The sequence below is a fragment of the Christiangramia marina genome, assembly GCF_048285865.1.
Taxonomy (GTDB): Bacteria; Bacteroidota; Bacteroidia; order Flavobacteriales; family Flavobacteriaceae; genus Christiangramia; species Christiangramia marina.
In genome coordinates this window covers 374,846-396,182 of sequence record NZ_JBLVTK010000003.1, presented here as the reverse complement: position 1 = coordinate 396,182, position 21,337 = coordinate 374,846, and the positions used below count along the sequence as shown (strand labels likewise).

Here is a 21,337-nt window from a genome sequence, read left to right as displayed (position 1 = left end):
TCAAGATTTAATTCATAGGTACTTCAATAAAAAGCACCATTGATTCATTTTTAACGTCAACATTTATCTTAGGAGTATTCCAGATACCAGCAGCATCGCGTTTTGAAAGCTTTAAGTCATCAATTTCTGAATCTCCTTCTATCATAAAGATGTAAACACCATTGGCCTTGTTACTTAGGTTATACTCAATATTCCTGCCAGCTTCGGTCTTTTGGATTGATAGGAAGGCGTTTTGATGTATTTTCAAGGCATTTTCATCATCATGACCCATTGGAGCTACTACTGTAACCAACTCACCAGCATCTAACTGTTTGCTATAATTCTTTTGGTCATAGCGGGGTTCATGTCCGATCCTATCCGGGAAGATCCAGATTTGGAGCATGTTCAATTCTTCAGTAGACGAATTAAATTCGCTATGTTCCACACCCGTTCCGGCGCTCATTACCTGAACTTCGCCTTTCTCAATGACTGCGGTGTGTTCCATTGAATCTTTATGTCTTATTGCGCCCTGAAGAGGGATAGAAATGATTTCCATATCCTTATGTGGATGGGTGCCAAAACCCATTCCGGATTTAACGTAATCGTCATTAAGTACACGAAGCAGTCCAAAATTTGTTTTATTAGGATCGAAATAGTTAGCAAAGCTAAAGGAGAAATTAGCGTTCAACCAGCCATGATTAGCGGTGCCACGAGATCCTGCAGCGTGAAATATTTTATCCATTATTTATGAGTTATAAGATTTGAAAGTCTAAGATTAAAGGCTAATTTTGATTGTTCAATTTACGATTTTGTGAGTGCATTTCATGTAACTCGCATGTTAAAAAGATTAGTTTGCAGAAGCGTACACATGTTTATTTCATGCCTGGTATGGCAGCAGCTCCAACAATTTTTGAAAACCTGATTTTACCTGCAGAAAAGTATGAAACACATTTGCTTGAGTGGGTAATTCCTGAGACAGATGAATCACTTGAGGATTATTCGAAAAGAATGCTTCAGTTTATCAAACACGAAAATATTGTATTGATAGGCGTTTCTTTTGGAGGGGTTATTGTACAGGAGATGGCAAAGTTTCTGGACTTACAGAGACTTATTATCATTTCCAGCGTGAAATGCACGCATGAGTTACCTCCCCGTATGAAGTTTGCGGCTAGAACGGGCTTATTTAGAATTGTGCCCACAAGTTTGGCGAATTATGTAGACCATTTCGAGAAGTATGCCATTGGACCTTTTCTTAAAAAACGTGCGAAATTATATAAACAGTATATTTCAATTACAGACAAGCAGTATCTGGACTGGTCTATAAAACAGATGGTGAGCTGGAAGTGTGAAAAGCCTGATGAAAAGGTAATTCATATTCATGGTGATCAGGATGAAGTTTTTCCAGTAAAAAATATTGACAATGCGATTATCGTTAAAGATGGAACGCATATTATGGTAGTAAATAGATTCAGGTGGTTCAATGAAAATCTACCTGGAATTATCGAAACCGGTAAATTGATTAAAAGAACTTAAATAAAAACATATGAATTTATTGAAAAGCGCATTGATCTTTGTAGGGATTCTAACAGTCCTGGGAATAAGTATTAATGCATATGTACAGGATGGGGAATTAAATTCAAGTGAATCCGGTAGTATATTAGCTGATACGATCAGGAATCGTAGTGTTGCAACTAACTACCGAATCAAGGCGTTGCCTGTACCAGCAAACCTGGATTTTGCAGGAGAGCCCGTTCCATTGGAAGATCCTGATGTTTATGAAAGAATGGATAGAGAACTTTTGGTGAATACTTATTGGCAATCGAATGCTTTGCTGCTTATAAAACGAGCTAATAAGTTCTTCCCGATCATCGAGCCGGTTTTAGAAGAAGAAGGTATCCCTGAGGACTTCAAGTATCTTGCGGTAATAGAAAGTGGTTTGACTCAGGCTGTATCACCTGCAAAGGCAGTTGGTTTCTGGCAAATCCTTGAAGGAACAGGAAAGGAGTATGGATTGGAGATCAATTCGAATGTTGATGAACGGTATAATATTGAGAAGTCCACCCGTGTAGCTGCAGATTACCTGAAGAAAGCAAAGGCACGTTTTGGCTCGTGGACATTGGCCGCGGCTTCATATAATGCAGGTCAGTATGGTGTGGATAAGCAATTGGATAGACAGAAGGTTGATGAATACTATGAATTATTGCTAGGAGAAGAGACCGGTAGATATGTGTTTAGAATTCTTGCCTTGAAAGAGATCATGAACAATCCGGAGAAGTATGGATTCGATTACGAAGAAGAAGATCTTTACGCGCCAATTCAGCTTAATAAGGTTAAAGTAGACACTGCTGTAGAGAATTTCCCAAATTTTGCGAGAGAATTCGGAATCAACTATAAAACTTTAAAGATTCATAACCCCTGGTTAAGGGATGATCATCTCAATAATTCGTCAAGAAGGACTTATTATATTGAGATCCCTGAAAAAGGTCAGTATCCCAAACTAGATTAGTCTACACTAACATTATCTGCATAAACTTCATCGTACTCGGGAACCAGGTTTTTTGAAATCGAGGTTTCCAGTGCGATATAGTTTTTTTGATAAGCCGTTTCGAGATCGGTTGCCGGTCCTGAGAATACGCTTCTTCGAATGGAGGTGATCCTTTTATCTTCGGAAAGTAAGAAGCAAGTTGGAAGTCCCAAGGAATGCTTCAGTTGTTTCACGACGTAACCACCGTTATTTTCTGATTCATCCACATAAACTACTGAAATTTCTGAATCAAATTGATCTGAAAGTTTCTTTACAGTTTTTCGCTTATCCCAGAACAACACCACAAAATCCACCTTATCAGAGTATTCTTTCGCTAATTTGTTAATTGCAGGAATTTCTCCCTTAGCAGGAATACACCAGCTGGCATAAGTAATAAGGAAAGTTGGTTTATTAAAATCGTAAAGCTCAACTTCACGATTTCGAAGGTTTTTGAATTTAAAATTATTCATGTAAGAACCTGCAAGTTGTTCCGAAGTGAATTCTTCGAAGAGCTCCTGGGCTTCTTCATATTTATTAGCTCTAAATGCAGCATCTGCCTTTTTATTATAGTCAGATAAATGCTCAAAAAGCGCTTCAGTAAAATAATATTTGTCGTCCAGATCTTGCTGGGCGAATAAGTGGGGCGTAATAAAAAGAAGCGTTAACAAAAGTAACAGTCTCTTCATAATCTATTTTTCGGGGCTTACCCTTTAAAAGTATTATGAATAAAGACGATTCAGAAAAATACTCGTTTAAATACCAATTTACTTGTTGAAAGAAAAAATCTTAAAAAAAACTCTTAATTAGATCTTTTTCATTTGCTCTTTCATCATTCGAATCTGGTCGTTTAGCATTCCATGTTTGTCGAGTTTTTTAGCTTCACTAAGTAGTGTAGTCGCTTCTCTCTTTCTTCTTTTGGTCATGGCGATTCCAGCAAGGTTTAATTTTGCCATGGCAAGGTCATGATCCATTGAAAGTCCAAGTTTGATCGCACGCTTAAAGAACTTTTCAGCCTGAGTCATATTGGTTTGAGAAACCATTAGACCATGCAGGTACCAGTAATATCCCTGTTGCTTTGGTACTAGTGCCTTTTCGGGATCTTTAATCTTATCAAGCCATTTTTTTGCGCCGGGAAAATCTTGTTTTCTAAGTCTAAGAAAAGCCAGAAGTATCATTTCATTCTTAAAATAAAGGAAGATAAAAATCCCGGAAAGTAGAATGAGAGCAATTCCATTTCCAATTTCACCTTCAATAAATTGCCAGACAGCAACGGCGATAAGTAATCCTGCGATAAATAGTTTGATATTCTTATTGAACATAGATAAGTTTGTTTTCCGGCGGCAAAGGTAGTAAAAACAATTAAAATTTTTTATGTTTAGTATTTGCAGTACATAAAAAGCTTTGTATATTTGCACGCAGTTTTTAAGACAGATAAACGAATTTTAGAAGATAAAAGATATTCACAATGAAAAGAACGTTTCAACCATCCAAAAGAAAAAGAAAAAACAAGCACGGCTTTAGGGAGCGTATGGCAAGTGCCAACGGTAGAAAAGTCCTTGCTAGAAGAAGAGCAAAAGGAAGAAAGAAACTATCTGTATCTTCTGAAAACAGACATAAGCATTAATGATTATCATTAATTGAAATATTAAAGGTGTTACTTTTTGAGTAACGCCTTTTTTTATACCCCAACGCTTCTTAATTTTATAGAACACAACTAACAACACGATCAAATCTTAATCATGCCTAAAAACAACAACATCAAGTGCGTTTTAATCATTGGTTCTGGTCCAATTATTATTGGCCAGGCCTGTGAGTTCGATTACTCAGGTACTCAATCTCTTAGATCTCTGCGAGAGGATGGGATTAAAACCATACTTATCAATTCCAATCCTGCAACGATCATGACCGACCCTTCCATGGCCGATCATGTATATCTTAAGCCACTTACCACAAAATCCATTATTGAAATTCTGAAAGATCATCCCGAGATTGATGCTGTTCTACCAACTATGGGTGGCCAGACTGCACTGAATTTATGTATAGAAGCAGATGAAAAAGGGATTTGGAATGATTTTAATGTAAAACTTATTGGTGTTGATATCGATGCGATCAATATTTGTGAAGATCGTGAGCAGTTTAAACAGCTAATGGGAAGACTTGGAGTGCCAGTCGCTCCGGCCAAAACGGTGACTTCTTATTTACAAGGAAAGGAAGTTGCCCAGGAATTTGGATTTCCATTAGTTATTAGAGCGTCATTTACTCTTGGTGGGGGTGGAGCCAGTTTTGTGCACCGTGCTGAAGATTTTGACGAGATGCTTTCCAGAGGTCTTGAAGCTTCTCCAATTCATGAGGTGTTGATCGATAAAGCATTGTTAGGCTGGAAAGAATATGAACTGGAACTACTACGCGATAGAAACGATAACGTAGTAATTATTTGTGCTATTGAAAATATGGATCCAATGGGAATCCATACCGGTGACTCGATCACAGTTGCTCCTGCGATGACGCTTAGTGATAAGACGTATCAAAAAATGCGTGATCTTGCAATTAAAATGATGCGCAGTATTGGTGATTTTGCCGGAGGTTGTAATGTGCAATTTGCGGTTAGTCCCGATGAAAAAGAAGATATCGTTGCAATCGAGATCAATCCTCGTGTATCGAGATCTTCAGCTTTAGCCTCTAAAGCAACGGGATATCCTATTGCAAAGGTCGCTACAAAACTGGCTTTAGGTTATAATCTGGATGAACTTGAAAATCAGATCACCAAATCAACTTCAGCATTATTCGAACCTTCACTTGATTATGTGATCGTAAAGATCCCGCGCTGGAACTTTGATAAGTTCGAAGGATCAGATCGTACATTAGGTCTTCAGATGAAATCTGTAGGGGAAGTGATGGGAATTGGGCGTTCGTTCCAGGAAGCTCTTCATAAAGCTACACAATCGCTTGAGATCAAACGAAATGGATTGGGTGCAGATGGAAAGGGTTATAAGGATTATGACCAGATCATAGATAAATTAACCAACCCAAGCTGGGATCGTGTCTTTGTGATCTACGATGCCATACAAATGGGAATACCTCTTAGTAGGATTCACGAGATCACGAAGATCGATATGTGGTTTCTGAAACAATATGAGGATCTTCACGCTCTTGAAGTGGAGATCACTAAATATAATAAAGAAAATCTTCCGAAAGATCTTCTGCTGGAAGCCAAACAGAAAGGTTTTGCTGATAGACAAATTGCACATATGCTTGACTGTCTGGAAAGCGAAGTTTATAAGAAGAGAGAAGAATTACAGATTAACCGGGTTTACAAACTTGTGGATACCTGTGCTGCGGAATTTGAAGCTTTAACTCCATATTATTATTCCACCTTCGAGGAAGGAATTCGTTCCAAAGACGGAACGCATTATACAGATAACGAAAGCAAGGTTTCAGACAAGAAAAAGATCATAGTGCTCGGTTCCGGTCCTAATAGAATAGGACAGGGGATAGAGTTTGATTATAGCTGTGTTCATGGTGTTCTTGCTGCTGCAGAATGTGGTTACGAAACGATCATGATCAACTGTAATCCTGAGACAGTATCTACAGATTTCGACACTGCAGATAAATTGTATTTTGAACCTGTGTTCTGGGAGCATATTTATGACATTATTCAGCATGAGAAACCTGAAGGGGTTATAGTACAACTTGGAGGTCAAACGGCTCTTAAACTTGCAGAAAAACTTGATCGCTACGGAATCAAGATTATGGGAACCAGTTATGAGGCCTTGGATTTGGCTGAAGACAGAGGTAGTTTCTCAACTTTATTACAAAAGAACGATATTCCTTATCCAGACTTTGGAACTGCAGAAAATGCAGACGAAGCCCTTAAACTTGCTGAAGAACTGGATTTCCCTATCCTTGTAAGACCATCATATGTACTTGGAGGTCAGGGGATGAAGATCGTGATCAATAAGGATGAACTGGAAGCTCATGTGGTAGATCTTCTTAGAAAAATTCCTAATAATAAATTACTTCTGGATCATTATCTTGATGGTGCAATAGAGGCTGAAGCAGATGCTATCTGTGATGGTGAAGATGTCTACATTATCGGGATCATGGAGCATATCGAGCCTTGTGGAATACATTCTGGTGATTCTCATGCCTTGTTGCCGCCTTTCAACTTAGGAAACCTGGTAATGCAGCAAATCAAGGATCACACTCGCAAGATCGCTCTGGCGCTCAATACTGTTGGATTGATCAATATTCAATTTGCGATCAAGGATGATAAGGTATTTATTATCGAAGCGAATCCAAGAGCATCGAGAACAGTGCCGTTCATTGCAAAGGCTTATAAAGAGCCTTATGTAAATTACGCAACCAAAGTGATGCTTGGTGAAAAGAAGGTGAAGGATTTCAACTTTAATCCTCAGCTGGAAGGTTACGCCATTAAGCAGCCTGTCTTTTCATTCAATAAATTCTACAATGTGAATAAGCAGCTAGGACCTGAAATGAAGAGTACCGGGGAAAGCATCCTGTTCATTGATAGTTTGAAGGACGATGAGTTCTACGATCTATATTCCAGAAGAAAAATGTACTTAAGTAAGTAATTAAAATTTTATAAGCTAAAGGTCATTCTGAATGCTATGTTCAGAATGACCTTTTTTAATAGTTGAAAATGAAAGAATTCGTTTTAATCTTTGGTGGAATAATGGGGGCGCTCGCTGTAATCTTAGGAGCCTTCGGAGCTCATGCCCTTAAAAAAACCTTTAATGATGATCAATTAAAGAGTTTTGAAACCGGTGTGAAATATCAAATGTATCATGCGAACATATTGATCATTACAGGAATAGTATTTCCTTTTACTCAAACTGGACAGCAGCTCACCGCCTGGTTTTTTATGATCGGGATCTTGCTATTTTCCTTCAGTATTTACGGTCTCACTTACAGTAGTTCGATCGATAAAAAGCTAAAAATACTCGGTCCGGTTACTCCTCTGGGTGGGTTGTTTCTAATCCTGGGATGGATCTTTTTCACTATAAATATTGCTGAAATAGCTGTTTATCTAAATATCTGATTATCGGCAATCTGTACGCTGTAAGGTGTAGCGATCATTCAGCTTAAAATCTTTGTTTCTGAAGCTGGTTTTTCCATTAGATTCTTCAGTTTCTGTAAAGCCTTCAACGAAGCCATCAGGGCTTTTCAAAAAGAATACTTCTCTTTCTGATTCCTTCCCTTCTGAAGTATATTGGTAGCTGGCAAAAAGAGAATCATTGGAAATTCTTCCTCTAATACTACCTTTGTTCTGGTCTTTCTCGAACAGTGAATAAGACAGATCGCCTTCTACAATAGAATCATCTTTGATCCTTAAAGCCATATAGATCGTATCCTTACTTTCAAGGTAAGTGTAGCATTCGATCTTTTGAATACTTTCGGTCTTCGGAGCCGCTATTTCCTGTTTTTCTACTGAAACCTCATCAACTTTTTCGGGTACTTCAGATTTACAGGCAAATAAAAAAATGCCTAGAGAAAAGAAAATGTAGGTAGTGCTTTTCATAATTCAGCATAAAAATAGGACAATTATTGAATATCTGATTTTCTGCTTCTATATTTTTCAGCAAACCATGCGATCAAAATAAGTTGTGTGGAATGATATAGCATTATGGGAAGTAGTATCAATCCAGAATTTGCTGTACTTCCGAAGATCACCCGAACCATTACAGAACCATGAACTAAGGATTTTTTCGTTCCGCAGAATTGAGCAGTAATGGTATCGCTTGTGTTCAATTTTAACGCCTTACTTGCGAACAATGTGCCGTAATACACCAGGAAGAAGAGAACAATAACGATTCCTGCCATTTTTAAGATCTCACTCCTGCTAATATCAGCAAAGATGTTTGAAGAAAATGAATTGCTGAAACTTGTATAAATGATCAATATAATCGTAGCCTTGTCAAAATTACTAAGCTTTTTACCGTGTTTTCTGGCCCAGTTTCCCAGAAACTTTTGAAGAAATAATCCAATTAGCAAAGGTGCTACGATTTGCAACATCAATTTTTGCAATACGCTAAAAAAGTCAAAATCTGTTGAGCTTTCCAGTACCAGTCCCAACCATAGTGGCGTTGCAAATATTCCAATAAGTCCGGATAAACTAGCATTAAATATAGCCGCAGGCAGATTTCCTTTCGCCAGCGCGACCATTACTATAGATGATGAGACGGTAGAAGGTAAGGTTCCCAGAAAGAACAGCGCAATCCAGGATTCAGATTGCAGTCCCTCTTCAAATAGAGGTAGACAAGCGATACATAGAAGTGGGAAAACAATAAAAGTGGTTAAATGAATAATGATATGAATCTTATAGTTCATCAAACCCTGTTTAAACTCTGCCGGCGATAATTTGAGTCCGTAGAAAAAGAATATGAGTCCAATTCCTATGTCGGTAATAGTTTTTAAAGGTAGAATTTCCGGGCCCTGCGGAAGAAAGTATGCTATTACGATCGCAACAAATATCGCTATGATAAACCAGTTGGATTTCACGAATGCATCTCAATTTTAGCCTTATGATCTTCCAGAATATGCAAATATTTTTCAGAAGCAAAATCGGTTTCATGAAATTCATTTACTCTGAAATCCTTCATTTCCTTACGTTTTATACTTTTAGCGAAACGCCGAATTTCATCATCAGATTTCAGGACTAAACCTGGAACTTCAATGGAATTCCCTTCTTTATCCTTTGCAACCATTGTGAAATACGAACTGTTGCAATGTTTAATATCACCCGTTTGAATATTTTCAGATTCCACGCGAATTCCTATTACCATAGAGCTTCTACCCACATAATTTACAGAAGCTTTCATCGTCACCAGTTCACCGATCTCAATAGGCTTCAGAAAATCAACGGTATCCACGCTTGCAGTAACGCAATAGGCTCTTGAATGTTTCGAGGCACATGCGAAGGCTATTTGATCAAGAAGTGATAATATATAGCCACCATGAATCTTGCCGTTAAAATTGGAGTGAGAGGGCAGCATCAATTCGGAGATAACGACCTGGCTTACTTCAACGCTTTTATAATTTTGCTGCATATTATCTTCTAAAATGTGGACTTTGAGATTGCTCTACTTCAGTAATAAAATATTTGCTGTCTCCCCAGAAAAAGAAGGTGGAATAGCGTTCTATGTAGGTGAGCTTTACGTAATTCCCTTCATATTCCTGAAGATCTTTGATCACTTCGTCATTTTTATCGAGAACAGAAAAACTAAATATCTGAGCACCGCTTATTCCCTGGCTTATTTCACCTTCCCAGGTTTTTGTGATCACTCCTTTGCGGCTGAATTTGATGAGCTCACCGCTTCTGGTTCCTTCACTATAAGGCACAAAATATACAAATGCATAATAAAGCAGCCAGAGTATGAATATACCACCTAGTATATATATTAAAGTTTTTTTCATATTATTGATTTTTATAGATCAGGTTGAGGAAATCTTCAAGTTTGGAAGGTTCAAGCCATCGGGTAACTATAACTAATTTTTGTTTTTGGTCAATGATGATAAAATTACCTCCAAATCCCGCTGCGTAAAAAAGATCATGATCTAAACCATCCATATGTCGGTCTCCTTTGGCATTCAGCCACCACATATAACCATAATTAGTGTTGGAAGTAGAAGGTATTAAAGCCTCTTTAATAAGATCTTTTTCAAGAAGTTTTTGATCGTTCCACACGCCATTACTCAGGAATAATAATCCGAACCTGGCCATATCTTCAGTATTGATAAACATGCCGCCACCAGAATGACCACCGCCGCTTACAGATTGCATTTTATAGCCATCGATGGTTGTCCAAGAATTGTCATAACCAAACCAGCGCCAGGAATGTGATGCCCCAATTGGGTCCATAATATTTTCCTTCAAAACGGCAGGCAAAGGCTTTCTGAAGACTTGCAGTAGGCTGTAAGCGAGTACATTTACTCGCACATCATTATATTTAAAAAATGTACCCGGTTCATTTAACTTACGGGATCTCCAGCTATCGATATTTCCATTTGCCGAGGGTCTGTCTGCCCAGTCATGGCTATCCCACAACTCACCACTCCAGTCAGAATTTTGCTGAAGTAAGTGTTTCCATGTAATTTTAGAATTGTGTGGCCCGTCAAATGTGCCATCCCAAACATATCCTGATACGGTATCATTGAGGTTGTGAATGATATTTTTCTGTATAGCAATCAACGCGGTAGTAGAAAGAAAGCTTTTGGTAACGCTAAAGGTCATGTCCACTCTTTGAACATCGCCCCATTCAGCAATTTTATAGCCGTTTTTTAGTATCATTCCTGCCGGACCACCACGGCGCTTTACTGGTCCCATAATCTTGTGAAAAGGTTCCCGTTCAAAACCTTTTAAAATGGCTTGTTCAAGGTCTCGGGCTCCGGAATATTCATTTTTCTTAGCAAAGTCGATTGCTGCATCCAGGTTGAGATCGAAAGTTTCAGGTGACCTTGATTCCCAAAGTGTATCTGAAGGGAAATAGATCTCCTGCGCCTGGGTGGTGCATAAAAAGATGTATAAAATTGAACTGATCCAGAATTTCATGGCTGCAAGATATTTAATTCTTGTTCAAAGTTTCTGAATTTGAGTCTCGAATTAGCTTAGGATCGATCTGTTTTGAGGCTTTAGCTCCAAGTTTTTTCAATCGCTCCACTTTTCTAATAAGATTTCCTTTTCCAGTTAGTTTTTTCATGGCTCCGTCATACGAATTCTGAACTGTACCAATCTGTCTGCCTACTTTTTCCAGTTCTATAGTGAGATTTGTAAATGAATCATACAAAGCACCGGCCTGGTTCGCGATCTCTATCGCATTTTGCTTTTGCTTTTCATTCTGCCAGATACTTTCGATCGTTCTTAGTACCGCGAGTAGTGTAGTAGGAGTAACCAGAATAATGTTCTGCTCAAAGGCTTCGTTATAAAGATTAGGGTTTTCGTTGCTGGCAACTGCAAAGGCAGCTTCAATAGGTATGAATAGTAGTACAAAATCCGGACTTGCTTCCTGGTGAAGCATCTGGTAATTCTTTTTACTTAATTCCTGTACATGCTGTTTCAGGGCCAGCAAATGATCTTTTAAATGAGTAGATTGCTCAGTGAGATCTTCAGCATTTATATATCTTTCATAGGCATTAAGTGAAACTTTAGAATCCACGATCATCTTTTTATCACCCGGCAGATTGATCACTACATCCGGGATTACACGTTTTCCTTCCTGTGTGGTGAAACTTTGCTGCACATCATATTCGTTGCCTTTGGTAAGTCCGCTTTTTTCCAGAACCCGCTCCAGGATCATTTCGCCCCAGTTTCCCTGCATTTTGGTGTTCCCTTTTAAAGCCTTTGTCAGATTGTTTGCTTCTTCGCTAATTTTAATATTTTGCTCATTCAGAAACCGTAAGTTTTCTCCCAGTTCTGCATGTCTTTTTACTGAAGCCAGGTTGCTATCATTAATTTTATCTTCAAATTCCTTTAATTTTTTATCAAGTGGATTCAAAATTGCAGAAATATTCTTTTGATTCAGATCAGTGAACTTTTCAGATTTTTGCTCGAAGATGCGATTAGCGAGATTTTCAAACTGCTCATTGAATTTTTCGTGCAGTTTCTCAATTTCCAGCTTCAGGGTCTTACTTTTCTCTACCAGGTGCTCATTCTCGGCTTCTTTCTGTGTTAGTAGAATCTGAATTTTTCCACGTTCATTTCTAAGAGTTTCCAACTGCTCTTCTTTTTTATGAAGCATCTCTATACTTTCATTTTTGAGCTGTGCTATATTATTTTTGTAATCCTCTAACTGACTGTTATAAAGCTTTTTATCACTATCTATCTGAAGTTTAAGTTGATCGATTTGATACTCAGCATTTTTTAAAACCTCTTTAGATTTTGTGCCTTTCACAAAGTATGCAAGCGCGAAACCTAATGCGAAAATGAATAGACAGAGTATTATCAGGAAAACCGGTTCAGGCATAAATCGTAGTTTGCTAAATATAATTATTTCGGAAATTCTTCAGCGTATTTTATCGGTTTTAGCTGCTTATTCTGAAGCTAGCCGATTGCCTGTCGAAGGTAATAAGTTCAGAAGGAAATAACGAATCGAATACACCAGAAGCCATCAATTCATTCGGTGTACCAGTAAATGAGCTGCCTTCCTTTAGAATGATTAACTTATCACAAAGTTGTATAGCCAGGTTGATCTCGTGAGTGGCAAAGATGATCGCCTTACCGGTCTTTTCTGTAAGTTGTTTCAGTAATTTCAGCATGAACGCTTTATGGTAAATGTCAAGATGAGTGGTAGGTTCATCCAGGATGATCAAAGAAGTGTCCTGTGCAATTGCTCTGGCTATTAAGACCTTCTGAAACTGTCCGTCGCTAATTTCATAGCACTTTGCATTTGCGAGTTCTTTTATATTAACAAGTTCTATTGCATTTTGCACGGCTTCTTTATCTTCCCGATCCAGTTTCCCGATCCAGTTCGTGTATGGTTGCCGACCCAGAGCGATCAATTCCCGGGCGCTTAAATTCCTTGAAACATGTTGTTCAGTAAGTACAAGGCTAAGCTGTTTTGAAAGCTCTTCTGAACTGATATTGCTTATGTTTTTGTTGTTTACAATGACTTCACCCTTAAGAGGTTCAAGTGACCTACTTAATGTTTTAAGTAAAGTGGATTTACCAGCGCCATTTACTCCTATAACTGCAGTAAGTTCGTTTTCATCGATCTCAAAATCAATATTTTCAGCAATAATCTTCGATGTAGATCTTTCAGAATAACCTATGGAGAGTCCGCTAGTTTTTAAAATGCTATTTGAGCTTTTGTTCTCCATTAAAAATTAAATCTACGTTTTCTTATAAGAAGCCAGATAACTACGGGGGCTCCAATAAGCGATGTAATAGCATTTATTGGTAAACTAAATTCACTGCCGGGCATTTGAGAGACTATATCACATAATAACATTAAGATAGCTCCACCAAAAATTATCGCCGGGAACAAAATAATATGGTTTGCAGAAGGGATGATCTGTCTAATTAAATGCGGTACCGCCAGCCCTATGAATGCAATTGGACCAGCGAATGCGGTAATACTGCCAGCGAGCAGGCTGGTTGCCAAAATCACCAGAAATCTATTTCTTTTAATATTGGTTCCCATACTTTTTGCGTACTGTTCACCAAGAAGCAAGGAATTGAGATTTTTTATAGAAGCAAGAGTGATCAGGATGCCTACGCTCCAGAAAATAGTCAGGATACTTACTTCTTCCCAACTCAGGTTTCCCAGGCTTCCGTAAGACCAGAATATATATTGCTGTAAATCTGCAGCCGGGCTAAAATAAGCCAGCACACTAACAATAGCAGCAGTGAAACTGGCAAACATAAGGCCAATGATCAATATCGCCATAGTGTCTCTAAGTCTTAATGACGCAACGATAACAGCCAGTAGCACCAGTAAACTACCTAAACTCGATGCTATGACGATACTCCATTTTGATAATAATATTACGGCAAAACCAGCACCAAATAGTGCAGATCCCATAAATACAATGGCAACTCCCAGGCTTGCACCACTGCTTAAACCCAGAACATAGGGTCCGGCGAGCGGATTTCTGAATAACGTTTGCATAAGCAAACCACTAACTGCCAGGCCAGATCCTGTAATGATCGCTGTGATTGCCTTCGGTAATCTGAATTCCAGAATTATATATCTCCAGGTTTCTTTTTCTACTGCAAAACCAGTAAGAGAGGCAATGACTTCAGAAAAAGGTATGCTTACTGATCCCAGGCTAATATTGAGTAGCAGGCAGCATAGAAGGGCAACTCCCAGGAAGACTATGGTTAAAGTATACTTTTTCCTGCTCCACATTAGTTGAGAGGTTTAAAAAATACATTCTCATGATCCTGAAGAAGATTAGGATGAAAGATTGTGATTAGGTCTTTTAAGATTAGATCTGGGCGTTGTGGACCAAGTTCATAAAAAAGAACTCCGCCAGTAGCGCCTTTTGATAAGCTCACGGTATAAACCTCTTTATACTTAACTGCTTTGAATTTATCGTAGTGAACCGAGTTCTCAGTAAGTTGACCATAGCTCTCAAACTGGCCGGAACTTATCCAGGTATCGGCATTACCAGCTTTGTCAAGTACACTTTCGAATGAAAGCGCCAGACTGCCTTCTCCTTCAGTATCAGCATATAAATAACTCGCATTAGCATCTTTAATAAATTGCGCCTGCCAGCTATTACCATAGGGAACATACCACTTGTCGTTATACATGGAACCGGCTATCACTACTGGTTTAGTTTTAGATAGAGAAGCTAATTCTTTTGCTTTAAGGTAGGAGGTTTCAATATCATCGAATATTTTTTCAGCCTCCTCATTTTTGTCAAACAACACACCAAAAAACTTGATCCATTCAGCTTTACCTAAAGGTGTTTTTTCAGTCCAGTCTCCGTTGTAAAGTACAGGAATTCCGGTTTTTTTTATTGTTTCAAGACTTTTATTAGAGGCATCGATCGCAAATCCAACAACCACATCTGGCGATAGATCGATAAGAATTTCTGTATTGATGTTCTCATTTTGACCAAGTTCCTGCACTTCGCCTGAATCGATCAGTTTTCTTGTTTTTTCTGAAGATATATAACGAGTTCCGGGAAATCCACTTAATTTATTTTCCAGGCCCATGGCTTCGAGCGCAGGAATATGGGTCGTAGAGGTTACCACAATTTTTTTTACGGGAATCTCCAGTTTTTCATCAAAATCAATACTATCTGGAAATGTGGAATTAGCAGAATGCAGCAAATATCTAAAAGGCGCTTTAGCTCCGGGCCATGGCGATGCAACTTCCAGAATTTTATAAGTTTCATAGGATTTAATGCTAAAGCCCTGCGCATATTTCATGGTGATAGTTTCACCTTGCTGGTTTTCAGGTTCCTGCCGGGATGAATGGTCCTTGCAGGAAATGAATGCTATGAATAGGAAAATGAATGTTAACTGCTTCACGAATGTAATTTGGTCATCAAAAGTAAGATTATTTAAATTTTTGAAAGACTTACCAAACTTAATTGTTTATTTTCGCCTCGAAATTTTGGTTTGACGTCGATTTATTTCTGCGTTAATTAAAAGGGAATCAGGAGAGATTTTATCATTAACCTGAGCTGTTCCCGCAACTGTAAGCTTAGCCCAATTGGGTGGCTGCAATTATTCTTCAAACCACTGCCAACAGGCGGGAAGGTAAATTGTAGTACGTAAGCCAGGAGACCTGCCCGAATTTCGACTAGTATCGAGTGACTTTCGGGATAAAGGTCGGCAGATTATGAACAGAACTAACTACATTTTTATAATCCTTATTGGCATTTGCTGTTTTTCAGCTCGTGCTCAAACTGATTCTATTCGATGGTTACAGGAGGTAGAGCTCAGCGATAGCAAACTTAAGAGTAACTCTTCAGGTCAGCATTTGCATTCAATCGCCGATTCTATTGTACAATACAGCGATCCAGCTTTAACAAACGTGCTTAAATTCAATTCTCCTTTTTTCTTTAGAGAAAATGGTTTTGGGATGGTTTCTTCAGCATCTGTGAGAGGTACTGGTGCTTCTCAAACTGCGGTGGTATGGAATGGGATTAATATAAACTCTCAGTTTACCGGGCAAACCGACTTTAATACTATCAATTCCAAAGCGTTTGATGATATTAATCTAAGGCCTGGCGGTGGCAGTGTTTTATACGGAAGTGGCGCAATTGGAGGAACCATTCATCTAAATAATTCTTTGAGATTCAACAATGGAAGTTCGATTTTTGTATATGCCGGAGCAGGTAGTTTTGATACCTATCAGGCTAGCGCAAACGCTCAGGTTTCTAGCGACAAAACAGCTCTGAATATCTCTTTATCCGGTATACGTTCAGCGAATGATTATGATTATCCAGTAAATGATTTTAAAAATGAAAATGGAGACTTTGACAATATAGCTTTGAATGCAGCCATAGGTCACTGGCTTACGGAAGACCACTTGGTAAAATTTTACTCTAATCTTTACCAGGGAAATCGCGGTTTTTCTGGTACTGTATTTATAGATGCAAATAGTAAATATGAAGATAGAAATTATCGAAATTTACTGGAGTACAAGGCTTTCTTGGGAAAATTCACAAGTAGCCTGAAGTTTGCGTTGCTAAGTGAGGAGTTCAAATACTATGAAAATAGAAATTCATTTGACCATTCCTTTGGTTCAGCTAAAACCGGAATTATAAAGTATGATCTGAAGTACGAAGTATTTGAAGATGCTTTTCTGAATTTGATTGCAGACTATACAAATATTGATGCTGAAGGTTCGGGGATTGAAGACCAGAAACGAGAAACTTCAGGAGTTGCGCTACTTTATAATCAATCCTTGAGAGATTTTCAATATGATATAAGTCTCCGAATTGAAGAAACTTCAGATTTTGAATCACCGATACTATTCTCTGTAGGATCCAAATATCAACTAACAGATAATTACCTGCTAAGATTCAACTTTTCAAAAAATTATCAAATCCCAACCTTTAATGACCTATTCTGGTTACAAGGTGGAAACGAGGATCTACAACCAGAAAACTCATTGCAATCTGAAATTGGAGTGGATTTCAGAAATAAAAAGCTGGAAATCAATGCGACCGTATTCTATATAGATCTTGAAAATCTTATACGCTGGATACCTAATGAAACTGGAGTCTGGCAGCCTAATAATACAAAATCTGCCTACAATTACGGTCTGGAACTTTTTGCAACATGGCAGAATAATTTTAAAGCCTCAAACCTAAAGCTTACAGGAAACTACGCCTATACTAGATCTATTGATAGATCAAATGGAAATCAATTGATCTATACTCCTTATCATAAAGCAACTGCGCAAGCTTCGTACACCTTCTCAAATTGGAATCTATTCACTCGGGGATTATATAATGGGAAGATTTTCACTTCAACCGATAATATTTATGAGCTCGATTCCTATGCCATCGCCGATCTTGGAATTACGCGGCATTTGAACACAAAACCTGCAATTCGAATAGGTGCCGAAGTCAATAACCTGTTTAATAAAGACTATCAAAGTCTTCCAGGCAGATATATGCCCGGAAGATCATTTAAAACTTTTCTAACTATTAAATTTTAACCATGAATTTTAAACACTATTTCAGCCTGTTGGCACTAATTTTTTTACTGAACTCCTGTAGCGACGATGAGGATTGCTGTGCAATTCCACCAGGTGAGGATAAAGAAGCATTTGAAGAAGGCATTTTTGTATTGAATGAAGGGAACTTTGGTTCGGGAAATTCTTCTGTATCCTTTATTGATGAAGAAACCGGGGAAGTTCAGTCCCAAATATTTAATTCAGTAAACGGAACCTCACTAGGCGATACTGCGCAGAGTATTTACCTTTCTGAAGAGCTGGCATTTGTAATTTTAAATGTATCCAATACAATTGAGATCGTAAATCGAAATACATTTGAAACTGTTGGCCAGATTTCAGAAAATTTACAAAATCCGAGATTTGCGACGATATCAGGAAATTCTCTATACGTAAGCAACTGGGGAGATGCTACCAATCCTGATGATGATTATGTTGCTGTTTTTAATTTATCTGACTATTCTTTTGAATCTTCTATTGCTGTTGCTGAAGGACCGGAGAAGATACTAGCAAATCATGGTTCGATCTATACTGCACACAAAGGTGGATATAATTTCAATAACATCATTTCAGTAATCAATACCTCTACGAAGGAGGTTTCTACTGAAATTGAAGTAGGAGACGTGCCAACTTCAATAATCCTTGATGGTTCAAACTTAATCGTATTATCTGCAGGGAAACCATCATATGCAGATGTTGAGACTGCGGGAAGTATTAGCGTAGTCGATATGAATGTGAATACAGTATTGAATTCTGCAGAATTTCCTACATCGAGCATTCATCCAGGAAACCTGGTACAAAGTGATGACAGGTTTTACTTTACAGTAGGTAAGGCAGTTTACGAGTACCAAAGTGGTGGAGACCTTCCTTCCGGACCAAAGTTCAGATTGGAAGATGTGGAGTCTTTATATGGTTTTAATGCCAGAAATGGGATGCTGTATGCTGCTTCAGCGAATGCAAGTTTTACCGGTAACGGACAGATTTTTGTCTATGATGCTTCTAATGGAAGTCTTTTAAATTCTTATGAAGCTGGAATAAACCCCAACGGAGTCTATTTTAATTAATGCTGAAATCTATATTATAATAAAAAACCCAGCTCATTGAGCTGGGTTTTTTATACTTATAAATTAAAATTACTTAGAAAATTCTAATCTTTTATTCTGACCTGGAAGTTCAGGTAATTCGTCAATATACATTTTCTGATATGTTGCCTTTTGAACTCCAGACTCGCTGAACTCGTTATACCAGTATTCTTTCTGAGTGGAAATCATACCTCTGTTTCCAGCGATCACATTTAAAGCAGCATTCAGTAATGGATCTGAAGGTTGGCCTAGAACCCCGAGATCTGAGATACTCTCAACTATTTCAGTATCTGGTGTAATACCGTCGAATGGTACACCTACATCATTTGAGTTAACAGACTCATAAACCAATGGCTGAATCGCATACGTATGATCTGGATTAGCTCCAGTTCTTCCAAAATTACTTGAGTCATATAGGGTTACAGATGCCTGTGATTTCCCTACAGTTTGGTCTCCTATTGTAACCACATCTATGTAAGGAGCAAGCCCATTTACTACCAGTTCACTGGCCGAAGCTGTAGAACTGGAAACGATTGCGTATAATCTTGTAAGATTTAGACTGTTGATCGCCTCACCTCCCTCAAGAGTTGTAGTAAATCTGTTGAACAACCTGTCTGGATCATTGCTAAGGAAGTAATTCTGGTAATCGGCATTCCACTGTTGTTTAGCGAATATCTCACCGGTAAACTGTCCTGTGATCATACTAGCTAGCCTGGTAGCTGAACTAACACGGCCACCACCATTATAGCGCAGGTCAAGAATCAATTCGGTAATTCCCGCAGCCTGGAAATCTGCAAATGCAGCGTTCATTTCATCGTCAAAGTCGGCTACAAAGCTATTGTAAAGCATATATCCAACCTTGGTTGCATTTACATCAAGTACATTGGTAACAAGGATCGGGTTTTCTGTTAATACCTGAGTATCGATAGTTACTTCTTCCCCAGTTGAAGATACAGTATTATCTTCAATAGTAGCAAGTCCAAAGGTAAGTGTAGTTTCCTCTAGTAATCCGCGATAATTAGAAATGTTAAGCGTTTGTCCATTTAATGTGGTAAACAGGTCTCCTCTTTCTATATCAGCATTTTCGGCGTTAGATCCAGGAATGATATAACGAACTACACCAAAAAGATCATCACTTCCAGAAAATCTATAAAGTCGGAAATCAACGCCCGTCGTTTCAGAAACACCAGCAAAGCTATTCTCTAGGGCTATATAATCATCGGTAATAAAACTAAAACGGTCCTGGTCTATCGTCAAACCATCATTGAAAAGACTTTCAGGAGAATCGAAGGTCATTAAATACTCGTTAAGTTCGCTTTGCGTGTTAAAAAAGCTATTTCCAAGTTCAGGAACCTGACTTTTATAAACATAAATCTCGTTCATTCCTTTCCAAACAAAATCCTTGATCTCCAATTCAAGATTTTCTTCCGGAGTTTCACCAGTTACGGGTGGCTCTACGGGTTTTTCAGTTACTCCGGTTCCATCATCACTAGAGCATCCGGTAAGTAAACTTCCCGCAACAGCAAAAAGCATTAAGTATTTACTTATTTTCATAATATAATTAGGGTTTAATTTTTCTAATTTTTTTCTAAAAATACTTACATATCGACAAATAAAAAATTTATTGTAACAAATCTGTTGTCTATTCGTCGTAAGTATATCAAGGCAGTACAAACTAACCATCTATCAATGCAAGAGCGCATCTTTCTTAATCATATCAATCCTGTAAAGGATAAAATATATCGATTGGCGTTGAGACTCCTCACATCAAGAGATGCGGCTGAAGATGCTACTCAGGAAGTGATATTAAAACTATGGAGCCGAAAGGATAAGATCAAGCATTATGCCAATGTAGAAGCTTTTGCGATGACGGTCACTAAGAATTATTGCCTGGATCAATTAAAACTAAAGCAGAATAGTAATCTGAGAATTGTACATCAAAATTACGAAAGCAAACAAATTCCTTTACAGAGAGAGATAGAAGTAAATGATGAAATGCAGTGGTTGGGCAGGATTATTGACAGTTTGCCTGAACAGCAAAAATTGATCTTTCAGCTAAGAGATGTGGAACAATATGACTATGATGAGATCGCTGAAATTACAAACATGAATCATACAGCTATACGCGTTGCGCTTTCCAGAGCAAGGAAAGCAATAAGAGAAAAGCTGATTAAAAAACATAACTATGGAATTAAATAGAATAGAAAAGTTACTCAGTCGCTACGAGGAAGGTGAGACCACTCTTTCTGAAGAAAAGGAATTAAGAGAATATTTTATTGAGGAAGAAATTCCTGAACATTTGGAAACGTATGCATTGCTTTTCAAATTTCAATCACAAGAAAGTAGGACTACATATAAGGAGAGTGAACCCTTAGAACTAGATAAGAGAAACTACAGGTTTGCATGGACTTCAATAGCTGCAGTGATCATCGTTGCCTTGGTTTTTTTTTACTTCAACCAGCCACAGGCATCTTTAACAAATTCTGAAATGAGTTCTATCACCGAACAGGAGCAAGCTCTTGAAAGGACGAAACAAACCTTGAAAATGGTTTCAGCAATGATGAATGAAGGCGCCGCAGACCTTGTTTATTTGCAGG

Annotated in this window: 22 protein-coding genes and 1 riboswitch; of the genes, 9 read left to right on the top strand and 13 right to left on the bottom strand. The window is 38.1% G+C overall.

Annotation, left to right across the window (positions count from 1 at the left end; genetic code table 11):
- Positions 1–7 precede the first annotated feature (7 nt).
- Positions 8–721, bottom strand: coding sequence for a pirin family protein (locus tag ACNKXS_RS12660; RefSeq protein ID WP_417921157.1), 714 nt, complete (start codon positions 719–721; stop codon positions 8–10).
- 110 nt (positions 722–831) lie between these two features.
- Here ACNKXS_RS12660 and ACNKXS_RS12655 point away from each other — a divergent pair, with 110 nt between their 5' ends.
- Complete coding sequence (locus ACNKXS_RS12655; RefSeq protein ID WP_417921156.1) at positions 832–1,512, top strand: alpha/beta hydrolase family protein; 681 nt, start codon at positions 832–834, stop codon at positions 1,510–1,512.
- A gap of 10 nt (positions 1,513–1,522) precedes the next feature.
- Positions 1,523–2,485, top strand: a complete 963-nt coding sequence (locus ACNKXS_RS12650) for a lytic transglycosylase domain-containing protein (protein WP_417921155.1) — start codon at positions 1,523–1,525, stop codon at positions 2,483–2,485.
- On the opposite strand, the gene ACNKXS_RS12645 is transcribed toward ACNKXS_RS12650, so the two are convergent.
- Together ACNKXS_RS12645 and ACNKXS_RS12640 are read right to left on the bottom strand one after the other, a co-directional pair.
- Positions 2,482–3,189 carry a TlpA family protein disulfide reductase gene (locus tag ACNKXS_RS12645; protein WP_417921154.1) on the bottom strand — a complete coding sequence of 236 codons (708 nt, stop codon included), beginning with the start codon at positions 3,187–3,189 and terminating at the stop codon, positions 2,482–2,484. The genes ACNKXS_RS12650 and ACNKXS_RS12645 overlap by 4 nt on opposite strands.
- A 117-nt stretch (positions 3,190–3,306) precedes the next feature.
- Entirely contained in the window at positions 3,307–3,822 is a 516-nt protein-coding gene (locus ACNKXS_RS12640; protein ID WP_298526316.1) for a DUF2892 domain-containing protein, read from the bottom strand.
- A 146-nt stretch (positions 3,823–3,968) separates the two neighbouring features.
- On the opposite strand from ACNKXS_RS12640, the gene rpmH reads away from it, so the two are divergent.
- The 3 genes from rpmH to ACNKXS_RS12625 all read left to right on the top strand — a co-directional run bounded on the left by rpmH (position 3,969) and on the right by ACNKXS_RS12625 (position 7,562).
- Complete coding sequence (gene rpmH, locus ACNKXS_RS12635; RefSeq protein ID WP_011708966.1) at positions 3,969–4,127, top strand: 50S ribosomal protein L34; 159 nt, start codon at positions 3,969–3,971, stop codon at positions 4,125–4,127.
- 115 nt (positions 4,128–4,242) lie between these two features.
- A complete protein-coding gene (gene carB / locus ACNKXS_RS12630; protein WP_417921153.1) occupies positions 4,243–7,095 on the top strand; it encodes a carbamoyl-phosphate synthase large subunit in 2,853 nt (950 codons plus the stop codon).
- A 68-nt stretch (positions 7,096–7,163) separates the two neighbouring features.
- A complete protein-coding gene (locus ACNKXS_RS12625; RefSeq protein ID WP_417921152.1) occupies positions 7,164–7,562 on the top strand; it encodes a DUF423 domain-containing protein in 399 nt (132 codons plus the stop codon).
- Here ACNKXS_RS12625 and ACNKXS_RS12620 read toward each other — a convergent pair whose 3' ends face one another.
- Genes ACNKXS_RS12620 through ACNKXS_RS12580 form a run of 9 tightly spaced genes read right to left on the bottom strand, consistent with a single transcriptional unit; the run spans position 7,563 to position 15,500 of the window.
- Positions 7,563–8,042: a hypothetical protein gene (locus ACNKXS_RS12620; protein WP_417921151.1), complete on the bottom strand. Its 480-nt coding sequence runs from the start codon at positions 8,040–8,042 to the stop codon at positions 7,563–7,565.
- A 23-nt stretch (positions 8,043–8,065) separates the two neighbouring features.
- Positions 8,066–9,022, bottom strand: a complete 957-nt coding sequence (locus tag ACNKXS_RS12615) for a bile acid:sodium symporter family protein (RefSeq protein WP_417921150.1) — start codon at positions 9,020–9,022, stop codon at positions 8,066–8,068.
- Positions 9,019–9,570: an acyl-CoA thioesterase gene (locus ACNKXS_RS12610; protein WP_298247747.1), complete on the bottom strand. Its 552-nt coding sequence runs from the start codon at positions 9,568–9,570 to the stop codon at positions 9,019–9,021. Before ACNKXS_RS12610 ends, ACNKXS_RS12615 begins: the two co-directional genes overlap by 4 nt.
- A 1-nt stretch (position 9,571) precedes the next feature.
- Complete coding sequence (locus ACNKXS_RS12605; RefSeq protein WP_298247748.1) at positions 9,572–9,937, bottom strand: 6-phosphogluconate dehydrogenase; 366 nt, start codon at positions 9,935–9,937, stop codon at positions 9,572–9,574.
- Between the two features lies 1 nt (position 9,938).
- Positions 9,939–11,072 (bottom strand): serine hydrolase domain-containing protein, encoded by a 1,134-nt coding sequence (locus ACNKXS_RS12600; protein WP_417921149.1) that lies wholly within the window; start codon positions 11,070–11,072, stop codon positions 9,939–9,941.
- A gap of 13 nt (positions 11,073–11,085) precedes the next feature.
- Entirely contained in the window at positions 11,086–12,483 is a 1,398-nt protein-coding gene (locus tag ACNKXS_RS12595) for a DNA recombination protein RmuC (protein WP_417921148.1), read from the bottom strand.
- A gap of 58 nt (positions 12,484–12,541) precedes the next feature.
- On the bottom strand, positions 12,542–13,336 hold the full coding sequence (locus ACNKXS_RS12590) for an ABC transporter ATP-binding protein (RefSeq protein WP_417921147.1): 795 nt from the start codon (positions 13,334–13,336) through the stop codon (positions 12,542–12,544).
- Complete coding sequence (locus ACNKXS_RS12585; RefSeq protein WP_417921146.1) at positions 13,336–14,367, bottom strand: iron chelate uptake ABC transporter family permease subunit; 1,032 nt, start codon at positions 14,365–14,367, stop codon at positions 13,336–13,338. Before ACNKXS_RS12585 ends, ACNKXS_RS12590 begins: the two co-directional genes overlap by 1 nt.
- Positions 14,367–15,500, bottom strand: coding sequence for an ABC transporter substrate-binding protein (locus ACNKXS_RS12580; RefSeq protein WP_417921145.1), 1,134 nt, complete (start codon positions 15,498–15,500; stop codon positions 14,367–14,369). Before ACNKXS_RS12580 ends, ACNKXS_RS12585 begins: the two co-directional genes overlap by 1 nt.
- 69 nt (positions 15,501–15,569) lie before the next feature.
- Positions 15,570–15,781: riboswitch (cobalamin riboswitch) on the top strand.
- A gap of 32 nt (positions 15,782–15,813) precedes the next feature.
- On the opposite strand from ACNKXS_RS12580, the gene ACNKXS_RS12575 reads away from it, so the two are divergent.
- Entirely contained in the window at positions 15,814–17,643 is a 1,830-nt protein-coding gene (locus ACNKXS_RS12575) for a TonB-dependent receptor (protein ID WP_417921144.1), read from the top strand.
- A 2-nt stretch (positions 17,644–17,645) separates the two neighbouring features.
- Positions 17,646–18,722: a YncE family protein gene (locus ACNKXS_RS12570; RefSeq protein ID WP_417921143.1), complete on the top strand. Its 1,077-nt coding sequence runs from the start codon at positions 17,646–17,648 to the stop codon at positions 18,720–18,722.
- A gap of 69 nt (positions 18,723–18,791) precedes the next feature.
- Here the strand turns inward: ACNKXS_RS12570 and ACNKXS_RS12565 are convergent, their stop codons facing one another.
- Positions 18,792–20,294: a S41 family peptidase gene (locus ACNKXS_RS12565; protein WP_417921142.1), complete on the bottom strand. Its 1,503-nt coding sequence runs from the start codon at positions 20,292–20,294 to the stop codon at positions 18,792–18,794.
- Between the two features lie 135 nt (positions 20,295–20,429).
- Here ACNKXS_RS12565 and ACNKXS_RS12560 point away from each other — a divergent pair, with 135 nt between their 5' ends.
- Together ACNKXS_RS12560 and ACNKXS_RS12555 are read left to right on the top strand one after the other, a co-directional pair.
- A complete protein-coding gene (locus ACNKXS_RS12560) occupies positions 20,430–20,939 on the top strand; it encodes an RNA polymerase sigma factor (RefSeq protein WP_417921141.1) in 510 nt (169 codons plus the stop codon).
- Positions 20,926–21,337 (top strand): hypothetical protein (locus tag ACNKXS_RS12555; protein WP_417921140.1); only part of this gene is annotated, 412 nt, incomplete at its 3' end. The genes ACNKXS_RS12560 and ACNKXS_RS12555, both read left to right, overlap by 14 nt.

Bases quoted from the DNA above. Each gene is read 5' to 3' on its own strand.
- ACNKXS_RS12610 (WP_298247747.1), bottom strand. From the start codon at position 9,570: ATGCAGCAAAATTATAAAAGCGTTGAAGTAAGCCAGGTCGTTATCTCC.
- ACNKXS_RS12600 (WP_417921149.1), bottom strand. From the start codon at position 11,072: ATGAAATTCTGGATCAGTTCAATTTTATACATCTTTTTATGCACCACC.
- ACNKXS_RS12590 (WP_417921147.1), bottom strand. From the start codon at position 13,336: ATGGAGAACAAAAGCTCAAATAGCATTTTAAAAACTAGCGGACTCTCC.
- ACNKXS_RS12595 (WP_417921148.1), bottom strand. From the start codon at position 12,483: ATGCCTGAACCGGTTTTCCTGATAATACTCTGTCTATTCATTTTCGCA.
- ACNKXS_RS12650 (WP_417921155.1), top strand. From the start codon at position 1,523: ATGAATTTATTGAAAAGCGCATTGATCTTTGTAGGGATTCTAACAGTC.
- ACNKXS_RS12560 (WP_417921141.1), top strand. From the start codon at position 20,430: ATGCAAGAGCGCATCTTTCTTAATCATATCAATCCTGTAAAGGATAAA.
- carB (WP_417921153.1), top strand. From the start codon at position 4,243: ATGCCTAAAAACAACAACATCAAGTGCGTTTTAATCATTGGTTCTGGT.
- ACNKXS_RS12585 (WP_417921146.1), bottom strand. From the start codon at position 14,367: ATGTGGAGCAGGAAAAAGTATACTTTAACCATAGTCTTCCTGGGAGTT.
- ACNKXS_RS12575 (WP_417921144.1), top strand. From the start codon at position 15,814: ATGAACAGAACTAACTACATTTTTATAATCCTTATTGGCATTTGCTGT.
- ACNKXS_RS12570 (WP_417921143.1), top strand. From the start codon at position 17,646: ATGAATTTTAAACACTATTTCAGCCTGTTGGCACTAATTTTTTTACTG.
- rpmH (WP_011708966.1), top strand. From the start codon at position 3,969: ATGAAAAGAACGTTTCAACCATCCAAAAGAAAAAGAAAAAACAAGCAC.
- ACNKXS_RS12620 (WP_417921151.1), bottom strand. From the start codon at position 8,042: ATGAAAAGCACTACCTACATTTTCTTTTCTCTAGGCATTTTTTTATTT.
- ACNKXS_RS12565 (WP_417921142.1), bottom strand. From the start codon at position 20,294: ATGAAAATAAGTAAATACTTAATGCTTTTTGCTGTTGCGGGAAGTTTA.
- ACNKXS_RS12625 (WP_417921152.1), top strand. From the start codon at position 7,164: ATGAAAGAATTCGTTTTAATCTTTGGTGGAATAATGGGGGCGCTCGCT.
- ACNKXS_RS12660 (WP_417921157.1), bottom strand. From the start codon at position 721: ATGGATAAAATATTTCACGCTGCAGGATCTCGTGGCACCGCTAATCAT.
- ACNKXS_RS12640 (WP_298526316.1), bottom strand. From the start codon at position 3,822: ATGTTCAATAAGAATATCAAACTATTTATCGCAGGATTACTTATCGCC.
- ACNKXS_RS12605 (WP_298247748.1), bottom strand. From the start codon at position 9,937: ATGAAAAAAACTTTAATATATATACTAGGTGGTATATTCATACTCTGG.
- ACNKXS_RS12645 (WP_417921154.1), bottom strand. From the start codon at position 3,189: ATGAAGAGACTGTTACTTTTGTTAACGCTTCTTTTTATTACGCCCCAC.